Below are 19031 nucleotides of genomic sequence, written 5' to 3' on the forward strand. Positions count from 1 at the left end.
TCAGCACGTCGTCAGCAGCCGGTCGAGCACACGCGTGCCGAACCTCAGGGCGTCCACGGGCACGCGCTCGTCCACGCCGTGGAACATCCCGGCGAAGTCGAGGTCGGCGGGCAGGCGCAGCGGCGCGAACCCGTAGCCGGTGATGCCCAGCAGCGACAGCGACTTGTTGTCGGTCCCACCGGACAGCATGTAGGGCAGGACGTGCGCGCCCGGGTCCTCGGCCACGACGGCGGCGACCATCGCGTCGACGAGGTCGCCACTGGTGGGTGCCTCGAGCCCGGTGTCACGCACGAGGTCCTCGACCCGCACGTGCGGCCCGACGAGCTCGGCGACGGTCGCGTCGAACTCGTCCTGGCGCCCCGGCAGGAACCGCCCGTCGACCGACGCCGTCGCCGAGCCGGGGATGACGTTCTCCTTGTAGCCGGCGGCCAGGCGCGTCGGGTTCGTCGAGTGGCGCAGGGTGGCCCCGACGAAACGCGAGGCCGGTCCGAGCGCGTCGACGAGCGCGTCGACGCTGCCGTCGTCCTCGGGGTCGAACCGCAGGCCCGTGAGGTCCGCGACGCCGTCGAGCAGCGCACGCACGGTCGGCGTGAGCTGCAGCGGCCACCGGTGCTGCCCGAGGCGGGCGACCGCGGCCGCCAGGTGCGTCACGGCGTTGTCGGCGTTGACCTGACTGCCGTGACCCGCGCGGCCCTCGGCGACGAGCCGGAGCCATGCCAGTCCCTTCTCCGCGGTCTGCAGCAGGTAGACCCGCTGCCCGGCCACGTCGACGGAGAACCCCCCGACCTCGCTGATCGCCTCGGTGGCGCCCGCGAACAGCTCGGGGCGGTGCTCGACGGCCCAGTGCGCACCCAGACGGCCGCCGGCCTCCTCGTCGGCGAACATCGCGAGCACGACGTCGCGGGCGGGCCGGCGTCCCTCGCGGACCATCTGCCGCACGACCGCGAGCACCATCGCGTCCATGTCCTTCATGTCGACGGCGCCGCGGCCCCACACGAGGCCGTCGCGGATCTCCGCGCCGAAGGGGTCGACCGACCAGTCGGGCGCATGAGCCGGCACCACGTCGAGGTGACCGTGCACGACGAGCGCCGGACGCGACGGGTCGGAGCCCTCGAGCCGCACGACGACGTTGGCACGCCCGGGCGCGCTCTCGAACAGCTCGGGCTCGAGGCCGACCTCCTGCAGCAGCCCGACGACGTACTCCGCCGCCGCCCGCTCCCCCGGGCCCGTGCCGTCGCCGGGGTTCGTGGTGTCGATGCGGATGAGGTCACGGCACAGGTCGACGACCTCGTCCTCGGCCGTCGGCACGCCGGTCGCGTCAGCGGTCACCGGGCGACCGCCCCGGACAGGCCTCGGCGCTCGAGCAGCGGCTCGATGCGCGGGTCGCGTCCGCGCAGGTCGCGGAACGACTGCAGCGGGTCGATCGACCCGCCGCGACCCAGCAGCCGGGCGCGGAACACGTCGCCGTTCTCGCGGCGCAGGCCGCCGTTCTCGGCGAACCACCCGACGGTGTCGGCGTCGAGCACCTCGGACCAGATGTACGCGTAGTAGCCCGCGGAGTACCCGCTGCAGAAGATGTGGTTGAAGTACGTCGTGCGGTACCGCGGCGGGACGGTGGGCAGGTCGACGCCGGCGGTGGCCAGCGCCCGCGCCTCGAACGCCTCGACCTCGTCCGGGTCCGCCGGGACGTCCTGGGGCGCCAGCCGGTGCCACGCCTGGTCGAGCAGCGCGGCAGCCAGGTACTCGGTGGTGGCGAAGCCCTCGCCGTCCTGGCGGGCGGCGAGCAGCGTGTCCACCCATTCCTGCGGCAGCGGCTCACCTGTCGCGTGGTGCACGGCGTACGAGCGCAGCACCTCGGTGTCCCACGCCCACATCTCGTTGACCTGCGACGGGTACTCGACGAAGTCGCGCGGCACGCTCGTGCCGGACTGCGACGGGTACCGCACGGCCGACAGCAGCCCGTGCAGCGCGTGGCCGAACTCGTGGAACAGCGTGATGACCTCGTCCCACGTCAGCAGCGTGGGCTGGCCCGGCGGGGGCTTGGGCACGTTGAGGTTGTTGACGACCACGGGCTGCTCCCCCAGCAGCATCGACTGGTCGACGAGCGAGTTCATCCACGCCCCGCCGCGCTTGGCCGGGCGTGTCCAGAAGTCGCCGAGGAACAGCCCGAGGCCGGCCCCGTCGGCGTCGAAGACCTCGTAGACCCGGACGTCGGGGTGGTAGCCGACGAGGTCGTGGCGCTCGGAGAACGTCAGGCCGTAGAGCCGGTTCGCCGCGTGGAACACACCCCGCGTGAGGACGCGCTCGAGCTCCAGGAACGGACGCAGCGCGGCCTCGTCGAGCGAGCGGCGCTCCTGACGGACGCGGCCGGCGTAGTACGCCCAGTCCCACGGCTCGAGCGTCGCGCCCGGGTGGTCGGCCTGCAGGGCCCGCTCGAGGTCCACCGCCTCGGTGCGCGCGTTCGCGACGGCGGCCGGTGCGAGGCGCGCGAGCATCTCCTCGACGGCCTGCGCCGTGCCGGCCGTCGCGTCCGCCGCGACGTAGGCCGCGTGGTGCTCGAACCCGAGGAGCTGCGCGCGCTCGGCACGCAGGCGCACCAGGCCGAGCAGCGCCGTCCGGGTGTCGTGCTGGCCGCCGGCGCCGCGCGTGAGGGACGCCCGCATGACGCGCTCGCGCAGCCCGCGGTCGCGCAGCAGGGAGAGCACGGACTGCTGCGTGGGCAGCTGCAGCTCCAGCAGCCACGCGCCCTCGTGGCCGGCCGCGGTGGCCGCCTGGGCGGCGGCGGCGCGGGCGTCGTCGGGCAGGCCGTCGAGCTCGGCCTCGTCGGTCACGAGGACCGCGGCGGCATTGGTCGCCGCGAGCAGCAGCCGGCCGAACGCCGCGTCGAGGGACGTGATCTCCGCGTTGATCGCACGCAGCCGCTCCTGGTCGGCCTCCGGCAGGCCGACGCCGGCGCGCGTGAACCGCTCACGCGTGCGGTGCAGCAGCCACGCCGTGTCGGGGGCGAGCTCCGTCCCCTCGAGGGACGCCGCGAGCGCCTCGACGCGGGCGTGCAGCCGGGCGTCCAGCCAGATCGCGTCGGAGTGGGCGGCCAGCAGCGGCGCGACCTGCTCCTCGACGGCCTGCAGGCCCGGTGTCGACTCCGCGCCGGACTGCACGTAGAACGCCGACGCGGCGCGCGACAGCAGCCTGCCCGAGCGCTCGAGCGCCTCGAGGGTGTTCGCCACCGTGGGCGGCGCCGGGTCGGTCGCGATCGCCTCGACCTCGGCACGCTGCTCCGCCATGCCGGCGACCAGCGCGGGCAGGTAGTGCTCCTCGTGCACCACCCGGAAGTCGGGCAGCCCGTAGGGCAGGTCGGACGCACGGGCGAAGGGGTGGGCAGGGTCGAGCAGCGGCGCGTCGAAGGTCATGGGTCCCATCGTCACAGACGCGGCGGCCGTCCACCGGTGACCGGGCCGTCGCGTCAGCCCGCTCGGCGCACCGCGCCCGTGGACCCGGCCAGGACCTCGGCCGGCGCCGTCCACGCGTACCCGTGGGCCTGCGCGACGGCGGCGTTGAGGAGGCGTCCGTCGTGCGTCGTCAGCCCGCCCACCAGCGCGGGGTCGGCCGCCACGGCGGCGCGCCAGCCGGAGCCCGCGAGCGCCGCGAGGTACGGCAGGGTCGCGTTGGTCAGGGCACGCGTCGAGGTGACGGGCACGGCACCGGGCATGTTGGCGACGCAGTAGAGGACCGAGCCGTGCACACGGTACGTCGGCTCGTCGTGGGTCGTGGGTCGGGTGTCCTCGAAGCAGCCGCCCTGGTCGACCGCGACGTCGACGAGCACGGACCCCTCGCGCAGGCGTGCGACGAGGTCGTTGCTGACGAGGCGCGGCGCGCGGGCGCCGGGCAGCAGGACCGCCCCGATGACCAGGTCGGCGTCGAGGAGCTCGTGCTCGACCGCCCACGCGGACGAGGCGACGGTGCGCACGCGACCGCCGAACGCCTCGTCGAGCTGGCGCAGCCGCGGCAGGGACAGGTCGAGCACCGTGACGTCGGCGCGCATGCCGACGGCGATCTGCGCGGCGTGGGTGCCGACGACCCCGCCGCCGAGGACGACGACCTTGGCGCCGTCGACTCCGGGGACGCCACCCAGAAGGACACCGCGCCCGCCCTCGTTGCGCATGAGGTGGTAGGCGCCGACCTGGGTGGCGAGCCGACCCGCCACCTCGCTCATGGGCGCCAGCAGGGGCAGTGAGCCGTCGGCGAGCTGCACGGTCTCGTAGGCGATCGACGTGGTGCCCGCCGCGAGCAGGGCGTCGGTGGCGGCGCGGTCGGCGGCCAGGTGCAGGTAGGTGAACAGCGTGAGGTCGTCGCGCAGGTGGCCGTACTCGGCGGCGACGGGTTCCTTGACCTTGCAGACCAGCTCCGCGGACCAGGCGTCCGCGGCGGTGGGGACGATCCGGGCGCCGGCGGCGCGGTAGTCGTCGTCGGAGATCGCGGAGCCGGTGCCCGCGCCGGTCTCGACGAGCACCTCGTGACCGGCGGCGACGAGGTGCTGGGCACCGGCCGGGGTCAGGGCGACGCGGTACTCGCGGTTCTTGGTCTCGCACGGGATGCCGACCTGCATGGCGAAGGCTCCTTGTCAGGGCGCGAAGCGGGGAGTGGCCGGGACGGACGCGGAAGAGGCGTTGTTGTCGAGTGTGAAGTTCGTGTGTTGCGAACGCATGACGACGGGATGCGCTTCGGTAGGGTCGGCCCATGTCCGACGATCGTTCGTCCCACGACGCGCTCACGGGGGGTGCCCGCCGAAGCACCTTCGGCGGTCTCGACGACCTCGACCGTGCGCTCCTGCGCGAGCTCGAGCGCGACGGCCGGATCTCCAACAAGGACCTCGCCGAACGGGTGGGTGTGGCGCCGTCCACGTGCCACACCCGGGTGGCCGCGCTGCGCACCCGGGGCGTCCTGCGCGGCTTCCACGCCGACGTCGACCCCGAGGCCGTCGGGCGCGGGCTGCAGGCGGTCATCGCGGTGCGGCTGCAGGCCGGTGCCCGCCCTCAGCTCGGGGCGTTCGCGCACGCGCTCGCGGCACGGCCCGAGGTCCGCGACGTGTACCTGCTCGGCGGGTCGGAGGACATCCTGCTGCACGTGGCCGTGCACGACTCGCGAGCGCTGCGTGCGTTCGTCGTCGAGCACCTCAGCGCCCGGCGCGAGGTGGCGCACACGCAGACGAGCCTCGTGTTCGAGCACCTGCACGCCCCGACGACGGCGGTGTGACGCGTGGCCTTCCCCGTGCACCGCAAGGCGCGGCGCGACGCGCCCGCGGGGTTCTTCGCGTGCGAGGCCGCGGGTCTGCGCTGGCTCGCGGACGCCGGCGGGGCACGTGTCGTCGAGGTGCTCGACGTCGGCGAGGATCACCTCGACCTCGTGCGGCTGCGACCCGTCACACCGGACCGCGAGGCTGCCCACGCGTTCGGTGCGGCGCTCGCGCGCACGCACGACGCGGGCGCCGAGGCGTTCGGCGCTCCGCCGGACGGGTGGGAGGGCGACGGCTGGTTCGGGCCCCTGGCCGCGCCGTCGGTGATGCGCGCCGGGCGGTACGGGTCCTGGGGAGCGTTCCTCGCCGACTGCCGCGTCGCGCCCGTGGCCACCGCGATGCGCGACGCCGCCCTGACCACGGCTGACGACGACGCCGCGTTCGACCGCCTGGTGGCTCAGCTGCACACCGGCCGGTGGGACGACGGCGACGCCCCCGCACGGCTGCACGGCGACCTGTGGACCGGCAACGTCGTGTGGACGGCCGACGGCGCGACCCTCGTCGACCCCGCCGCGCACGGCGGGCACCGCGAGACCGACCTGGCGATGCTCGCGCTGTTCGGGCTGCCGCACCTGGGCGACGTGCTCGCCGGCTACCAGGAGGTCCATCCGCTGCACCGAGGGTGGCAGCACCGCGTGGGGCTGCACCAGCTCCACCCCGTCGCCGTGCACGCCCTGCTCTTCGGCGGCGGGTACGTCGCACAGACCCGGCGGCTGCTGCACGACCTCGTCGGCTGACGCTCAGGTCGCGGCCTCACCCCGGCGAGCGCACCGTGGGTGTGAGGGCTTCGTGAGGGACCAGAGCGACCGCGCCCGCCTCCCAGGTCCGCGGGTTAACCTCACGCGGCGCTCCAGAACCGGCACACGGGTGCCGACGATCATCAGGACGCCACAGCCCCCCGCCAGGAGGTCGACCCATCAACAGGCCCATCGTGCTCGTGCACGGCACCCGGACGTCGTCGGAGATCTGGCACGCCCAGGTCGCCGCGCTGCGCCACGGCGGCCACGCCACGTTCGCGATCGACCTGCCCGGGCACGGCAGCCGCAGCGACGAGCGGTTCACGCTCGAGGGCGCGCTCGCCGCGATCGACGAGGCAGTCGCCGCGTGCCCGTCGCCGCCGCTGCTCGTCGGCCTGTCGCTCGGCGGGTACGTCTCGCTCGCCTACGCGAGCCGGCACGAGGACCGGCTCGCCGGCGTCGTGCTCGCCGGCTGCTCCACCGAGATCAAGGGCAAGCCGCTGCACCTGTACCGCCGCGCGTCGACGCACGTCACGCGCTGGCTCGGCCTGGGCCAGGGCACGTGGCACGTCGTCACCGACATGCTCGCCGCGCTGGCCGGGTACTCGCCGCTGCGCGACCTGCGGCGGCTGCTGCTGCCGGTGTGGGTCGTCAACGGACAGCGCGACCCGTTGCGCCTGGACGAGCACCGCTACCGCCGCGCACTGCCGGGCCTGCGGGTGACGGTGGTGCCGCGGGCCGGGCACGACGTGAACTCCCACGCCCCGGCCGCGTTCAACCGCGTGCTGCTCGACGCGCTGCACGAGCTCGCGGCCTCCGCGCACCCCCACCGCGTCCGCGGCTGAACCCGCTACCCTCGCCGGACACCGGTGGAAGGGGGCACGGCATGGAGCGCGTCGCGGTCCTGTCCGACGTGCACGGCAACATGACGGCGTTCGACGCGGTGCTGCGCGACATCGACGCGCGCGGCATCACGACCGTGCTGAATCTCGGCGACGTCGTCGGCAAGGGCCCGCGCGGTTCCGCGGCGATCGCCCGTAGCCGCGAGCGATGCGCGCTCACGGTGCGCGGCAACTGGGACGACTTCCTGCCGCGCCCCGAGACGGACCGCGACGAGGCCCTGCAGTGGTGGCACGACGAGCTCACGGACGACGACCACGCGTGGCTGCTCGACCTGCCGCTCGTCCACCACATCGAGCTCAGCGGCCGCCGCATCCGTCTGCTGCACGCGTCGGCGGCGAGCGTCCACGTGCGTGTCCGGTTCCACCACACGCCCGAGGAGTTCGCGGGCATGTTCGCCGCGACCGAGCTCACGGGCGAAGGCCCGGAGCCGACCATGGTCGGCTACGGCGACATCCACGACACCTACGTCGAGGTGTTCGAGGGGCGCACGCTGTTCAACGTGGGCAGTGTCGGCAACGCCCTCGACGAACCGACCGCGGCGTACGTCGTGCTCGAGGGCGAACCCGGAGGTGACGCGTCGGCGCCGTTCGCTCTCCAGGTCGTGCGTGTCCCGTACGACGTCGAGGCGGAGATCGCGGTCGCGCGCGACCTGGGCATGCCCCAGCTCGAGAAGTACGCGATCGAGCTGCGCACGGCGGTCTACCGCGGCCTGCACGCCGAGCAAGGGCTGCGCGCCGACGACGTGTGACGCGTCAGCCGGCACCCAGGAAGGTGCGCAGCACGGACACGAACGCCTCCGGCTGCTCGGAGTGCACCCAGTGGCCGGCGCCCTTGAGCGTCACGAGCGTCGTGCGCGGGAACAGCGCGCGCATCGCGGGGCCGTGCTCGGGGCGGATGTAGTCCGAACGGTCCCCGGCGACCCACAGCACGGGCCGCTCGAACGTGGCGCCGCCGACGTCCGGGAACCCACCGATCGCCTCGAGGTCGCGTCGCAGCAGGTCGAGGTTCGCCTGCCAACGGAAGCCGTCGCCGTCGGCCCGCAGGTTCTGCAGCAGGAAGCCGCGCACGCGCGCGTCGCCGATGCGCCCCGCGAGCCGCTCGTCGGCCTCGCCGCGCCGCGCGAGCGTCGAGAGGTCGAGTGCCGCCAGGCTGTCGAGCAGGTACGCGAACTCGCTCACCGCACCGCCGGCCGCCGGCGCGATGTCGGCGACGACGAGCCGGTCCACGAGGTCCGGGTGACGCAACGCCAGCAGCATCGCGACCTTGCCGCCCATCGAGTGGCCCACGACGTCCACGGGGCCGTCGGCGGCGAACCCCGCGCGCAGGTGGTCCGCGACGAGGTCGGCGACGGACGGGTAGTCGAACCGCTGCGTCCACGCCGACCGGCCGTGGTCCGGGAGGTCCACCAGCAGCGAGCGGTGCTCGGGGACGAGCGACTTGGCGATCTGCGTGAAGTTGCGCCCCTGGCCGAACAGGCCGTGCAGGAAGACGACCGACGCACCGGCGTCGCCCACGGTCGTGCTGCTCAGGGTCGTCGGCACGCTGCTCACGACGACCGAGCCTAGCTGCGCCGCCGACGGCGGATCCGCCCACGACACCGCGGCACGCACCCGTGGGTGAGCGCCCCGGGGCATCTCGGCGGTGGTCGCGCACGGTCCCCCACCCGGTCCTCCCCGGGCGTCGGCCACCGACCGGGTCGGCTGCCACCGGCGGAGGCGGTGCGCCTCACCGCTCGACCCCCTCACAGGTCGTGCTCCGCGAGCTCGCGGAACTCGTCCGGCACCGTGCGCACGCGTGGCATGGCGGTCGGCAGGTAGCCCACCGCGGCGTTGCCGAAGCGCGCACGCACCGCGTCGACCGAGCGGTCGACCGCCCAGCGGGCCGCACCCGGCGCCGATCCCGGGCGACGTGGGTCGGCGGTGAGCAGCGGCAGCTCGAGCTGCAGCGAGGACTGCTCGACCAGGCCCGACACGGAGATCGCGAGCAGGGTCACGTCGGGCTCGGGGTGCGGCTGCTCGCGGATCGCCTGCCACACGAGCTGCTCGGCGACCTCGGTGAGGGTGAGCGTCGTGGCGACCGGCCCGGGAAGCGTGTGCGAGCGCGTGACCGAGCGCATGCCGGGGAACCGCACGCGCACGGTGACCGTGCGCCCCGCGCGCCCCTTGGCACGCATGCGGCCCGCGACGCGGTCGGCGAGCTGGGCGAGCACCTCGCGCACGAGCTCGGGCGTCGCCTGCTGCCGGCCGAGGGCCGACTGCGCCCCCACCGACCGGGCACGACCCGCCCCGGCGACCCGACGCGGGTCCTCGTTGTGCGCCAGCGCGGACATCCGCGACCCGACGGCGTGCCCGAGGATCTTCTCGACCGCGCCCGTCGGTGTGCGCGCCAGCTCGCCGATGGTCGTGATGCCCCGCTCGGCGAGCCGCGCCCGCGCGACGGGCCCCACGCCCCACATGAGACCGACCGGCAGCGGCTCGAGGAACTCCCGCTCGCGCTCGGGCTCGACGACCACGAGGCCGTCGGGCTTGGCGACCTGCGACGCGATCTTGGCGAGGTGCTTGGTGCGGGCGACCCCGACCGAGATCGGCAGGCCGATCTCGTCGCGCACGCGGCGCCGCAGCAGCACCGCGATCTGCGCCGGCGTGCCGAAGAGGTGGGTCGAGCCGGCGACGTCGAGGAACGCCTCGTCGATCGAGATCCGCTCCACCACCGGGGTCACGTCACCCAGGACGTCCATGACCCTGTCGGCGATCGGCTGGTACTCCCGGAAGCGCCCGGGGACGAACTGCAGGCCCGGGCACAGTCGTGCGGCCCGCCAGCCGGGCATCCCCCCGGAGACCCCGTAGCGCTTGGCCTCGTACGACGCGGCGAGGACGACGCCGCCCGCGGCACTGCCCCCGACCGCGATGGGTCGGCCACGCAGGCGCGGGTCCAGCAGCTGCTCGACCGACGCGTAGAACGCATCGAGGTCGGCGTGCAGGATCGTCGCGCCGGGCATGCGCCTCATGCTAGTCGAACAGGTGTTCGACCGTGACTCCTCCGCCCCCTGCGCGGAGGAGTGACGCGGCGGGCCACCCCCGCAGCCCGCCGCGTCGTGCCCGGTACGGCGCGGCGGGCCGCCCCCGTGGCCCGCCGCGCCTCACCCGGTCCTTCCGGTCGTCAGGCGGCCTCGCACGAGACGGTCGCGCCCGCCCCGTTGCCGGTCCCCTGGAAGCCGAAGCTGGTGCTCTGACCAGCTGCGACACGACCGTTCCAGCCGGCGTTCGCCACAGTGACGAGGCCGGTGCTGGCGCTCCCTCGCGTCCCGTTCCAGGTCTGCGAGACCCCGGCACCGCCGGGGAGCTGGATGCTCACCTTCCATCCGGTGAGGTCCTGGTTGGCCGTGACCGTGACGTCGGCGACGAAGCCCTCACCCCACTGGTTCGCGACCGTGTAGGTCGCGGTGCACGCACCCGAGCCCTGGCCCGGGTCCTGCGTCGGGGTGACCGTCGGCGTCTGCGTCGGCTCCTGCGTCTGCGTCGGCTCCTGCGTCGGCGTCTGCGTCGGCTCCTGCGTCGGGACCGGCGCCGCGGCGTTCAGGGCGTTGAGGGTGGCCGTGTAGGCCTCCTTCTTGTTGCCCGAGTTGTCGAACAGCAGCGGGGTGCCGTACGAGCGCCACGAGTCGGAGTCACGCACACCCCAGACCGTGATGCCCTTGCAGGCCGGCACGGCGAGGCAGTCGTTCACGACGTTCGCGTACGTCTGCGCCTGCTGCTGACCCGAGCCCTCGATGTCCAGCTCGGTGATCTGCACCTCGACACCCAGGGCGGCGAAGCTCGACAGCGTCGTGCGGTAGTTGCTGTTGTACGCCGACTGGGCGTTGAAGTGCGACTGGAAACCCACGCAGTCGATCGGCACGCCGCGCGACTTGAAGTCACGGACCATGCGGTAGACGGCCTGGGTCTTGTCCCACGTCCAGTTGTCGGTGTTGTAGTCGTTGTAGCAGAGCTTGGCGCCCGGGTCCGCGGCGCGCGCGGCGCGGAACGCGGCCTCGATCCAGTCGTCACCGGTGCGCTGCAGGTTCGAGTCACGACGCGCACCGCCGTTGCCGTCGGCGAACGCCTCGTTCACCACGTCCCAGCTGTGGATCTTGCCCTTGTAGTACGTCGCGACCCGCGTGACGTGGTTGAGCATCGCGTTGCGCAGCTGCGTGCCGGACATGTTCTGCATCCAGCCCGGCTGCTGGGAGTGCCACGCCAGCGCGTGCCCACGCACCTGCTTGCCGTTCTGCGTCGCCCAGTTCAGGATCCGGTCGCCCTGGGAGAAGTTGAACTGGTTCTGGTTCGGCTCCGTGGCGTCCATCTTCATCTCGTTCTCGGCCGTCACCATGTTGAACTCACGGTTCGCGATGGTCGTGTAGGTCGAGTCGTTGAGCTTGCCCGCCGCCAGGGCCACACCGAAGTACCGGCCCGTGCGGGCCGCCGCGGCCTGCAGCGTCGCGCCGGGCTGGGACGACGGGATCGTCTGCGTCGGCGTCGGGGTGGGCGTCTGGACCGGCGGGGTGCTCTGCGTCGGCGAGGGGGTCGGCGACGGCGTCGGCGACTGCGTCGGCTGGGTCACCGTGAGGTTCTTCTGCTGAACCTGCCAGCCGTTGCGGCACAGGCCGCAGTTCTGACCGACGAACGTCTGCGCCGCCGTCGTGTCGCCCTTGAGCTGCCACCGGAACCACTGCTGGGCCGCGAAGCCGAAGGCCCCGCCGTTGGTCTCGTGGTACGTACCGCCGTGACCGACGTTGAGGTTGCCCATGAAGGCGGGCAGGCCCTGCGGCAGCTTGCCCCAGTCGTCCATCGCGTTGGGGTACGCGATGTCGCTCTGGCCACCGATGATGTAGGCGATCGGGTGGTCGAGACGGCGCAGCTGGTAGTCGTCCGCGTCGTTCAGCAGACCGCTGCTGAAGATGCCGGTCGTCGTGACGCGCGGGTCACCGGAGACCGCGTAGGCCTCGATGCCGCCGCACGAGAAGCCGGCGACACCGATCTTGCTGGTGTCGAGCCTGTTGTACAGGTCGCTGCTGCTGTTCGAGTTCTGGGCCACGGCCCAGTCCATGGCCTGCGTCAGCCACGTGGAGTTCGAGCTGCCACTTCCGTTGGGGCGGCCGTTGGAGACGACGAGGAAGCCCCAGGAGGCGATCTCCTTGAGGAAGTTCTGCGCCGACGTGCCGTCCGCCGAGCACGCACCGTTGGACCACACCACGATGGGCATGCGCTGCGACGGAAGGTTCACCGGCTTGTAGATCGTGTGGTTGGGCAGGGCGCCGGTGGTGGAGTAGTCGGCGGGGTTCGGGCCCGACCCGCTCGGCGCTGCGGCCGCAGGCGTCAGAGCGGCGGCACCGACCAGTGCGCCGAGCGACACCGCGGCGACCAGCGCCGCCCGTCCGATGGTGCGTCTCATGGGGCTTCCTCCAGAGGTGTGGGGCTTCTGCACCCATACCGTTACGGCAGTCACGACATATGTCGAGAAGCAGGCCGCCCCAGACTGCCGACCTAATCGTTTCCGACGTCCTCCTGACCGACGACCTCCGGCCTCGGCAGCGACCCGCCGCCGCTCAGCGACGTCCGCCGCGCGGCGGCGACAACGGGTCGACCGCCGCGACGAAGTGCGTGACCCAGACCGACGCCTCCGGCCAGTACGGCGTCATGAGCTCGACCAGCCGCTCCTGGGCGTACGGACCCAGTGCGGTGTGCACCTCGAGGAAGGTCTCGCGCGCCTCGGCACGCGGCCATGACGCGGGCAGCAGGTGCTCCGGCAGGTCGGGGTCCGTGTCGGCGAAGGTGCGCCAGGCGTCCATCACGCTCAGGCGCGCCACGAGCGCCCGTGCCGGGCCGACCCGGTCGGCGCGCACGTCGTCGCGCAGTCCGGCGTACTCCTCGACGAACGCGCGGTACGACGCCGCCAGACCGTCGAGGTCGTACGCGGCCGCCGGCCCCAGGGAGTCCGGGTCCTCGTCGAACCGAGCGCGCATGACCGACCAGCGGGCCCCGGGGACCGCCGCCAGCAGTGCCCGCAGCTCCTCGCGGACAGCACCGGCGTCGAACGACGGGCTGATCCACACGCTGTCGTACAACCGCGCGAACCCGCGCGCACCGAGCGTCTTGCGCACCGCGTGCCGCTGCGGCTGACCGGACTCCGGCAGCGAGTAGGAGACGACCAGCCACTGGCCGTCCCACGGGCGCGGCGACGCGCCGAACGACAGGAAGGCGTGCATGACGGCCTGGTGGTGCGCGATCACGTCCGGACGCACGTGGTAGGTCGCCGCCCGCCCCCGACCCTCGGTCGCCACGAGGCCGCGTCGCACGAGACGCGCGAGCGCTGCGCGCGCGCTGCCGGGGCTGATGCCGAACTCGCCCAGCACCGCCGCGAGCGCCGCCGCCGGCGGACGTGCGTCCGACGAGTCGAAGTACTCCCCCAGGACGGTGGCGAGCAGGTGCTGCGGGCTCGGCCCGCTCTGCACCCGGGGGGTGTCCACGACACCGCCGTCTCTGCGCGTCACGACGTCAACCTAGCGAAACGGGCACGACCGCGGGTCCGCTCTCAGCGGGCATCGGCACCCTGTTCGGCGTCGGTGACCTCGTCCTCGTCCTCCTCCATCGGTGGGTCGAGCGTCCGCAGCCGGGAGAAGACGGCCCACGCCACGGCGACGAGCGGCACCGAGATGACCGCCCCGAGGATCCCTGCCGTGAGCGTGCCCGCCGTGACCGCGAGCGCGACCACCACCGGGTGCAGCGACACCTGCTTGCCCATGATGAGCGGCTGGAGCACGTGCCCCTCGAGCTGCCCGATGAGCGCGATGCCGACGCCCACGGCGACCGCCGACCACAGCCCGTTGGCAGCCAGTGCGACGATCATCGCGACGATCATCGCGCCGGGCGCACCGACCAGCGGGATGAACGCGCCGATGAGCACGAGCACCGCGAGCGGCGCTGCGAGCGGGACCCGGAGCACGCTGAGCAGGAGGAACGCCAGCACGCCGTCGACGAGCGCGATGATGACAGTGCCGCGGGTGTACCCCGAGAACGTGTACCACCCGGCGCCACCGGCGACCTGCCACGTGGCGCGGGTGCGCGCCGGGAGCTGGTTGAGGAACCACGTCCACAGCTGTGCGCCGCGGGCCAGGAAGAACACCGAGCAGAAGATCGCCAGGGCCACCGCGGTGAAGCCGACCACCACGGAGCCGGCACTGGCGGCCGCCTGCCCGGCGAGGTCGCCCGCGTGCTCCTGCACCCAGGCCAGCGCCGTGTCGATCCACTCGGCGATCTGCTCGCTGGTGATCGTGAACGGCAGCGACCCGCTCTCGAGGAAGTCGGTGATCTGGTTGATGCCGTCCGCGAACTGCGTGCTGAGGTCGTTCCACTGCGTCGCGATCGAGTAGCCGACGTACGTGAGCATGCCGAGGAAGAACAGGATCCCAGCGAGCAGGGAGAACGCGGTGGCCAGGCCGCGGGGCATCACGCGCGACATGACCTCGACGAGCGGGCGCAGGACGGCGGTGAACACGAGCGCGAGGAACACGGCGACGAACACCAGAGTCACGCGGGACGTCGCGTAGAACACGACGACGACGGCCGCGAGCACGACGAGCAGCCGCCACGCGACGCCCGCGGACCGGTGCAGCCACCGGGGCGCCAGGTCGTCGCGCCCGGTCACCGCCGGGTTCCGGCGCCCGCCGGCGACCTTGCGCGCCGACGCGGACGCGACGCCGGTCGACCGCCCTTCGGACACCTCGCTCATCGCGCCGACCTCCGCCCGCCCGTGCCGTCACGTGCAGTCTGCCCCTCGGCACGTGCGGGTGCGCGGCGACCCTCCGCAGTCCAGCGGCGCAGGGGCGGCGGGTGTGCGGCACAGGCTGTCGATGCGGGAACCGCGCCTCGCCCGTGATATGTTCTCTGCCGCGCCGAGGGGCCGGGAACGACCTCTCGACGACCACCTGTCCGGGTGGCGGAATGGCAGACGCGCTAGCTTGAGGTGCTAGTGCCCGCAAGGGCGTGGGGGTTCAAGTCCCCCTCCGGACACTCGTTGAGACAGCGACGACGGACCCCCGACCTGCGGTGACGCGGTGTCGGGGGTTTCGTCGTCCCGGGGGCGAGCGCACCGCCGCGCATGCGGAACCAGCGCCGGAACCAGCGCCGGAACCAGCGCCGGAACCAGCGCCGGTGCCGGTGCCGGGCACACCGTGCCGCGGCCCGGGCGCGAGGGTCGAGATGTCACCGACGCGCCTCGTCCGCGAGCGGCGCCCGCATCGCGCCCGGCACGGGTGACGCGACCAGGCACATCCCGTGCACGCCTCTGACCTCGTCTGCGCTCACGTGGCGACAGTTCTTCGGGGGCCACGCACCTGCACACCCGTTCACCGACCCGTCCGTCCCGATCACCGCCGGCAGCGCGCGTGCCCCTGGTGCACCGGACGGCGCCGTCCCGCATTTTCTTGGGCGACCGTCCAGGAATTGTCCGCCCCATGGACGGAGCGGGTGAAAAGAGTGCTCGTGCAGGGCACGCAATACCAGGAAACGCGTGCGAAGGCACCCGTGGACGCGCCACGCCGCGCTCTGCTGTCATCCCGCCACCGGGCATTTCCGACAACGACGTCAGGAGACGACCATGGCGACACCCCGACCCACCCGCACCCTGCGGTTCCTGCTGGCAGCGGGCCTCATCGCCGCGAGCGGCGCGCTGCTCCCCGTGACCGCCGCCCAGGCGGCCACGAACACGGTCTCGCTCGCCGTCAAGGGCGGCAGCAACCACAGCATCGCGCTCGGCACCGCGAGCGGCACGGTCACCGGCACCGCCGGGGGCACGAGCGTCACGTACGCGCTCACGCTGTGCGGCCAGAGCACGTACCCCAACACGAGGGTGACCATCAACGTGGGGACCGGCACCGCGTCGCACTGGGTCAGCCCTTCCGCCTGCGAGACGGTGACGGGGACGGTGACGTCGTCGACCGCGGTCACGACCGGCTCCGTCACGCTCAGCGGGAGCACGTTCTACCCCGGCAACACCCACACCACGTACACCTCGACCCAGCAGCTCTTCTTCCCCACCTCCCCGCCGCCGACGCCGAGGCCCACACCGAGCCCCACGCAGGCGACGCGCACGTTCGACGTGACGGCCACGGGCGGGGCGAACAACTCGATCGCGCTCGGCCGGGCCGTCGGCTCCGTCACCGCGACGCGCGGCGCCACGACGGCGACGTACTCCGTCAACCTCTGCGGGCAGAGCACCTACCCGAGCTCCAACGTGAAGATCGTCGCCGGCAGCGCGACGGTCACGCACACCGTGTACTACCAGGCGTGCCAGACGTTCACCGGCACCCTGCGCTCGACGCACGGCATCAGCGGCGCGACCGTCACGGTCTCGGGCTCCACGTTCTACCCCGCCAACACGTACACCACGTACACCAAGACCCGCTCGCTGTACTTCTGACGTCGCCGGCCGCGCGCGAGGGCATTCTCGACCTCGCGCGCGGTCGCGCCGACGAATCCGCTCCTGGTCGCACGTCCATTTCTCCGTGCCGCGGAATGTTCCGCCGGAACGCACCGTGACCGCACGCACCGGACACTGATGTGATCCCTTGCGCCGGAGATTCCGGACACCGACGTCAGGAGAAGATGCACATGCTGAGAACACACCGCGCCGTGCGCGTGCTGACCACCGTGCTGCTCGCCGCCGGGGCCGCTGCTCTGCCCGCCACGGCGTCCCACGCGGCCGCTACCTCGTTCAACCTGTCCGTGAGCGGCAACGGCAACGCGCTCGGCAGCACGAACGGCACCATCGACGCGAACGGCACCACGGCGACGTACACCGTGAACGTGTGCGGCCAGAGCACCTACCCGAACACGCGGGTGACGATCAAGGCAGGGACGGCCACCGCCAGCCACTACGCCGGCTCGGGCCGCTGCGAGTCGTTCACCGGCACGCTGACCTCCACGTACGCGATCTCCTCGGCGACCGTGACTCTCGCAGGGTCGACCTTCGTCGGCAGCTCGCACACGACCTACACGAAGGACACGACGGTCTGGCTCGGCTCGTCGCCGACGCTGCCGCCCGCCGTCGAGACGACGCGGTCGTTCGACGTCACCGCGCGCGGCGGCAGCAACAACTCCCTGTCGCTCGGCAACGCACAGGGCTCCGTCACGGCGACGCGCGGCGTCAGCACCGCGTCGTACTCCGTTCGCCTGTGCGGCCAGAACACCTACCCGAACGCGTTCGTGCAGCTGTCGGCCGGCACTGCGATCGCCACGCACTACGTCAGCTACCAGGGGTGCCAGACGTTCACCGGGACCCTGCAGTCCGGCTACGGCATCAGCACGGTGTCGGTCACGGTCCAGGGCGGCACGTTCTACCCGGGGAACACCTACCAGACCGCGACGAAGACCACCACGCTGAGCTTCTGACGACCGGCCGGGTCGGTCCACGCAGCACCCGGGCGTGGGCCGGCCCGGTCCGCACGGCACCCGCCGGCGGTGTCGCGCCCCGGGCACCGCCCCGGGCCACCTACGCTGTCGGGCGATGATCACTCGAGTCGAAGGGGCGTACCTGGGCGCGGTCCGGGCGTTCCGCAACCCCATGCTCGACCTGCTGCACAAGCGGCACGCCCCGCTCGTGGTCGCGCTGCTGTCGCTCGTGTTCACGTCCGAGCGACCCACCGTGCCGGTCGCGGACGCGCACACGGAGGTCGGCGACGCGCTCGAGCAGCTCCGCGCCGCAGGTCACGGGGACGATCTGCCCGTCGGCGGCCCGCGTGACCTGTGCCGGCAGTGGGCGGACGCCGGGTGGCTCGTGCGCCAGGTCGTCGAGGACGACGTCGAGGTGTACCGCCTGTCGGCGCACGCCGTCGGCGCGCTCGAGGTCGCCGGACGCGCCGGCGGCGCGCGCGCCCGGGTGTCGCAGTCGCGCGTGCGCACGCTGCTGGAGGCCGTCGAGCGGCTCGCGCTCGACGCCGACCCCGACGTCATGGTGCGCATCGCACGCCTCGACACCGAGGTGAAGCGGCTGCAGGCGGAGATCGCGCGGCTCGAGCGCACCGGGGTGGTCGAGGAGGTCGACGACGAGGAGCTGCTCGAGGAGGCGGAGAACGTCCTGCACCTCGTGCGCGAGCTGCCCGCCGACTTCGCACGCGTCGCCGAGTCGATCAAGGCCATGCAGCGCGACGTGGTCACGGCGCTGCGGCAGGACCAGCGGCCGACCGGGGACGTGCTGCGCGAGTACCTGCGCCGTGGCGAGCAGGTCATGGACGCCACGCCGGAGGGCCGCGCGTTCGCCGGTGCGCTGCGTCTGCTGGGCGACCCCCAGCGCCTCGACGAGCTCGCCACCCAGCTCGACACCGTGCTGCGGCACCGCTTCTCCGCTCGCCTGCCCGCCGCGCAGCGCACCGAGCTGCGCGAGGTCGTCCGGCGCATCGAGCAGGGGCTCGACCAGGTGTTCGCCGCGCAGCGCGAGGCGTCGTACGTGATCACGGGCCAGGTCCGGCACCACGACCCGCTGCGCGACCGGCAGGTGGACGACCTGCTGCGCGACGTCATGACCGGCCTGCAGACGTGGCTGCCGGACTCGCGGCGCGGCCAGGCGGTCGCACCGTTGCGGCGGCTGCCCGTCGCGGGCGTCGAGCACCTGCGCCAGACACCGGGTGACCTGCGCCCGCCGCGCGCGCCGGACGCACTCGTGGAGTGGGACGACGACGCGGACGTCACCGACGGCGACGCGCGCGCCTGGGGCGGCCCGCACTACGCGGACCTGGAGATGCACCTGCGGGAGCTGGGGGCGGACTCCCCCGCGGTCGACCTGGCCGCGGCGTTCCGCAGCGCGCCGGAGCACCTGCGCCGCCCCGTGGACCTGCTGGGCCTGCTGGAGATCGCGCACCAGCGCGGCATGACGGAGAGCGACGAGCTGGCGTTCGTCGACGCGGTCCGGCCCGACGGTTCCCGCCGCCGGTTCGCGTTCGGCGCGGCGACCACGAGGACGAAGGACGGATCGGATGACTGAGACCGACGTCGTGACGGACGTCGTCACCGGCACCGACGACGCGACGAGCCCGGGAGACGCGCGCGCGGACGCCTTCATCGCGC

At 73.2% G+C, this 19031-nt stretch carries 15 protein-coding genes and 1 tRNA gene; 8 read left to right on the forward strand and 8 right to left on the reverse strand.

Features of this window, described 5'->3' with window-relative positions; genetic code table 11:
* The 3 genes from CFLA_RS10200 to ald are packed head-to-tail and all read right to left on the reverse strand — an operon-like array spanning position 1 to position 4606.
* Positions 1-1329 carry a M20/M25/M40 family metallo-hydrolase gene (locus CFLA_RS10200; protein WP_013117244.1) on the reverse strand — a complete coding sequence of 443 codons (1329 nt, stop codon included), beginning with the start codon at positions 1327-1329 and terminating at the stop codon, positions 1-3.
* The gene (locus CFLA_RS10205) at positions 1326-3419 is read right to left on the reverse strand and encodes a M3 family metallopeptidase (protein WP_013117245.1); all 2094 of its coding nucleotides are present in this window, start codon (positions 3417-3419) and stop codon (positions 1326-1328) included. The genes CFLA_RS10200 and CFLA_RS10205 overlap by 4 nt, the downstream gene beginning before the upstream one ends.
* 44 nt (positions 3420-3463) lie before the next feature.
* Complete coding sequence (ald, locus tag CFLA_RS10210) at positions 3464-4606, reverse strand: alanine dehydrogenase (protein ID WP_013117246.1); 1143 nt, start codon at positions 4604-4606, stop codon at positions 3464-3466.
* Between the two features lie 131 nt (positions 4607-4737).
* On the opposite strand from ald, the gene CFLA_RS10215 reads away from it, so the two are divergent.
* From CFLA_RS10215 to CFLA_RS10230, 4 genes are all read left to right on the forward strand, one after another.
* The gene (locus tag CFLA_RS10215) at positions 4738-5253 is read left to right on the forward strand and encodes an Lrp/AsnC family transcriptional regulator (RefSeq protein WP_013117247.1); all 516 of its coding nucleotides are present in this window, start codon (positions 4738-4740) and stop codon (positions 5251-5253) included.
* Positions 5254-5256: 3 nt separating this feature from the next.
* Entirely contained in the window at positions 5257-6030 is a 774-nt protein-coding gene (locus tag CFLA_RS10220) for a fructosamine kinase family protein (RefSeq protein WP_013117248.1), read from the forward strand.
* Positions 6031-6230: 200 nt separating this feature from the next.
* Positions 6231-6875, forward strand: a complete 645-nt coding sequence (locus CFLA_RS10225; RefSeq protein ID WP_245530229.1) for an alpha/beta fold hydrolase — start codon at positions 6231-6233, stop codon at positions 6873-6875.
* A gap of 41 nt (positions 6876-6916) precedes the next feature.
* On the forward strand, positions 6917-7681 hold the full coding sequence (locus CFLA_RS10230; protein ID WP_013117250.1) for a metallophosphoesterase family protein: 765 nt from the start codon (positions 6917-6919) through the stop codon (positions 7679-7681).
* Positions 7682-7685: 4 nt separating this feature from the next.
* Here CFLA_RS10230 and CFLA_RS10235 read toward each other — a convergent pair whose 3' ends face one another.
* The 5 genes from CFLA_RS10235 to CFLA_RS10255 all read right to left on the reverse strand — a co-directional run bounded on the left by CFLA_RS10235 (position 7686) and on the right by CFLA_RS10255 (position 14700).
* Entirely contained in the window at positions 7686-8483 is a 798-nt protein-coding gene (locus CFLA_RS10235) for an alpha/beta fold hydrolase (protein WP_013117251.1), read from the reverse strand.
* 191 nt (positions 8484-8674) lie between these two features.
* Positions 8675-9931 (reverse strand): DNA polymerase IV, encoded by a 1257-nt coding sequence (gene dinB, locus CFLA_RS10240; protein ID WP_043600457.1) that lies wholly within the window; start codon positions 9929-9931, stop codon positions 8675-8677.
* 161 nt (positions 9932-10092) lie between these two features.
* Complete coding sequence (locus CFLA_RS21195; protein ID WP_013117253.1) at positions 10093-12363, reverse strand: endo-1,4-beta-xylanase; 2271 nt, start codon at positions 12361-12363, stop codon at positions 10093-10095.
* Between the two features lie 154 nt (positions 12364-12517).
* Positions 12518-13462, reverse strand: a complete 945-nt coding sequence (locus tag CFLA_RS10250; RefSeq protein WP_148234338.1) for a PaaX family transcriptional regulator — start codon at positions 13460-13462, stop codon at positions 12518-12520.
* A 41-nt stretch (positions 13463-13503) separates the two neighbouring features.
* Positions 13504-14700: an AI-2E family transporter gene (locus CFLA_RS10255; protein WP_013117255.1), complete on the reverse strand. Its 1197-nt coding sequence runs from the start codon at positions 14698-14700 to the stop codon at positions 13504-13506.
* A gap of 198 nt (positions 14701-14898) precedes the next feature.
* On the opposite strand from CFLA_RS10255, the gene CFLA_RS10260 reads away from it, so the two are divergent.
* The 4 genes from CFLA_RS10260 to CFLA_RS10275 all read left to right on the forward strand — a co-directional run bounded on the left by CFLA_RS10260 (position 14899) and on the right by CFLA_RS10275 (position 18948).
* Positions 14899-14981: transfer RNA gene (locus CFLA_RS10260), tRNA-Leu, on the forward strand.
* Positions 14982-15567: 586 nt separating this feature from the next.
* Complete coding sequence (locus tag CFLA_RS10265) at positions 15568-16389, forward strand: hypothetical protein (protein WP_013117256.1); 822 nt, start codon at positions 15568-15570, stop codon at positions 16387-16389.
* A 191-nt stretch (positions 16390-16580) separates the two neighbouring features.
* Entirely contained in the window at positions 16581-17360 is a 780-nt protein-coding gene (locus CFLA_RS10270) for a hypothetical protein (protein ID WP_013117257.1), read from the forward strand.
* A 115-nt stretch (positions 17361-17475) separates the two neighbouring features.
* Positions 17476-18948 (forward strand): DUF3375 domain-containing protein, encoded by a 1473-nt coding sequence (locus CFLA_RS10275; RefSeq protein WP_013117258.1) that lies wholly within the window; start codon positions 17476-17478, stop codon positions 18946-18948.
* The last annotated feature ends 83 nt before the right edge of the window (positions 18949-19031 follow it).

The organism is Cellulomonas flavigena DSM 20109 (assembly GCF_000092865.1).
Lineage (GTDB): Bacteria > Actinomycetota > Actinomycetes > Actinomycetales > Cellulomonadaceae > Cellulomonas > Cellulomonas flavigena.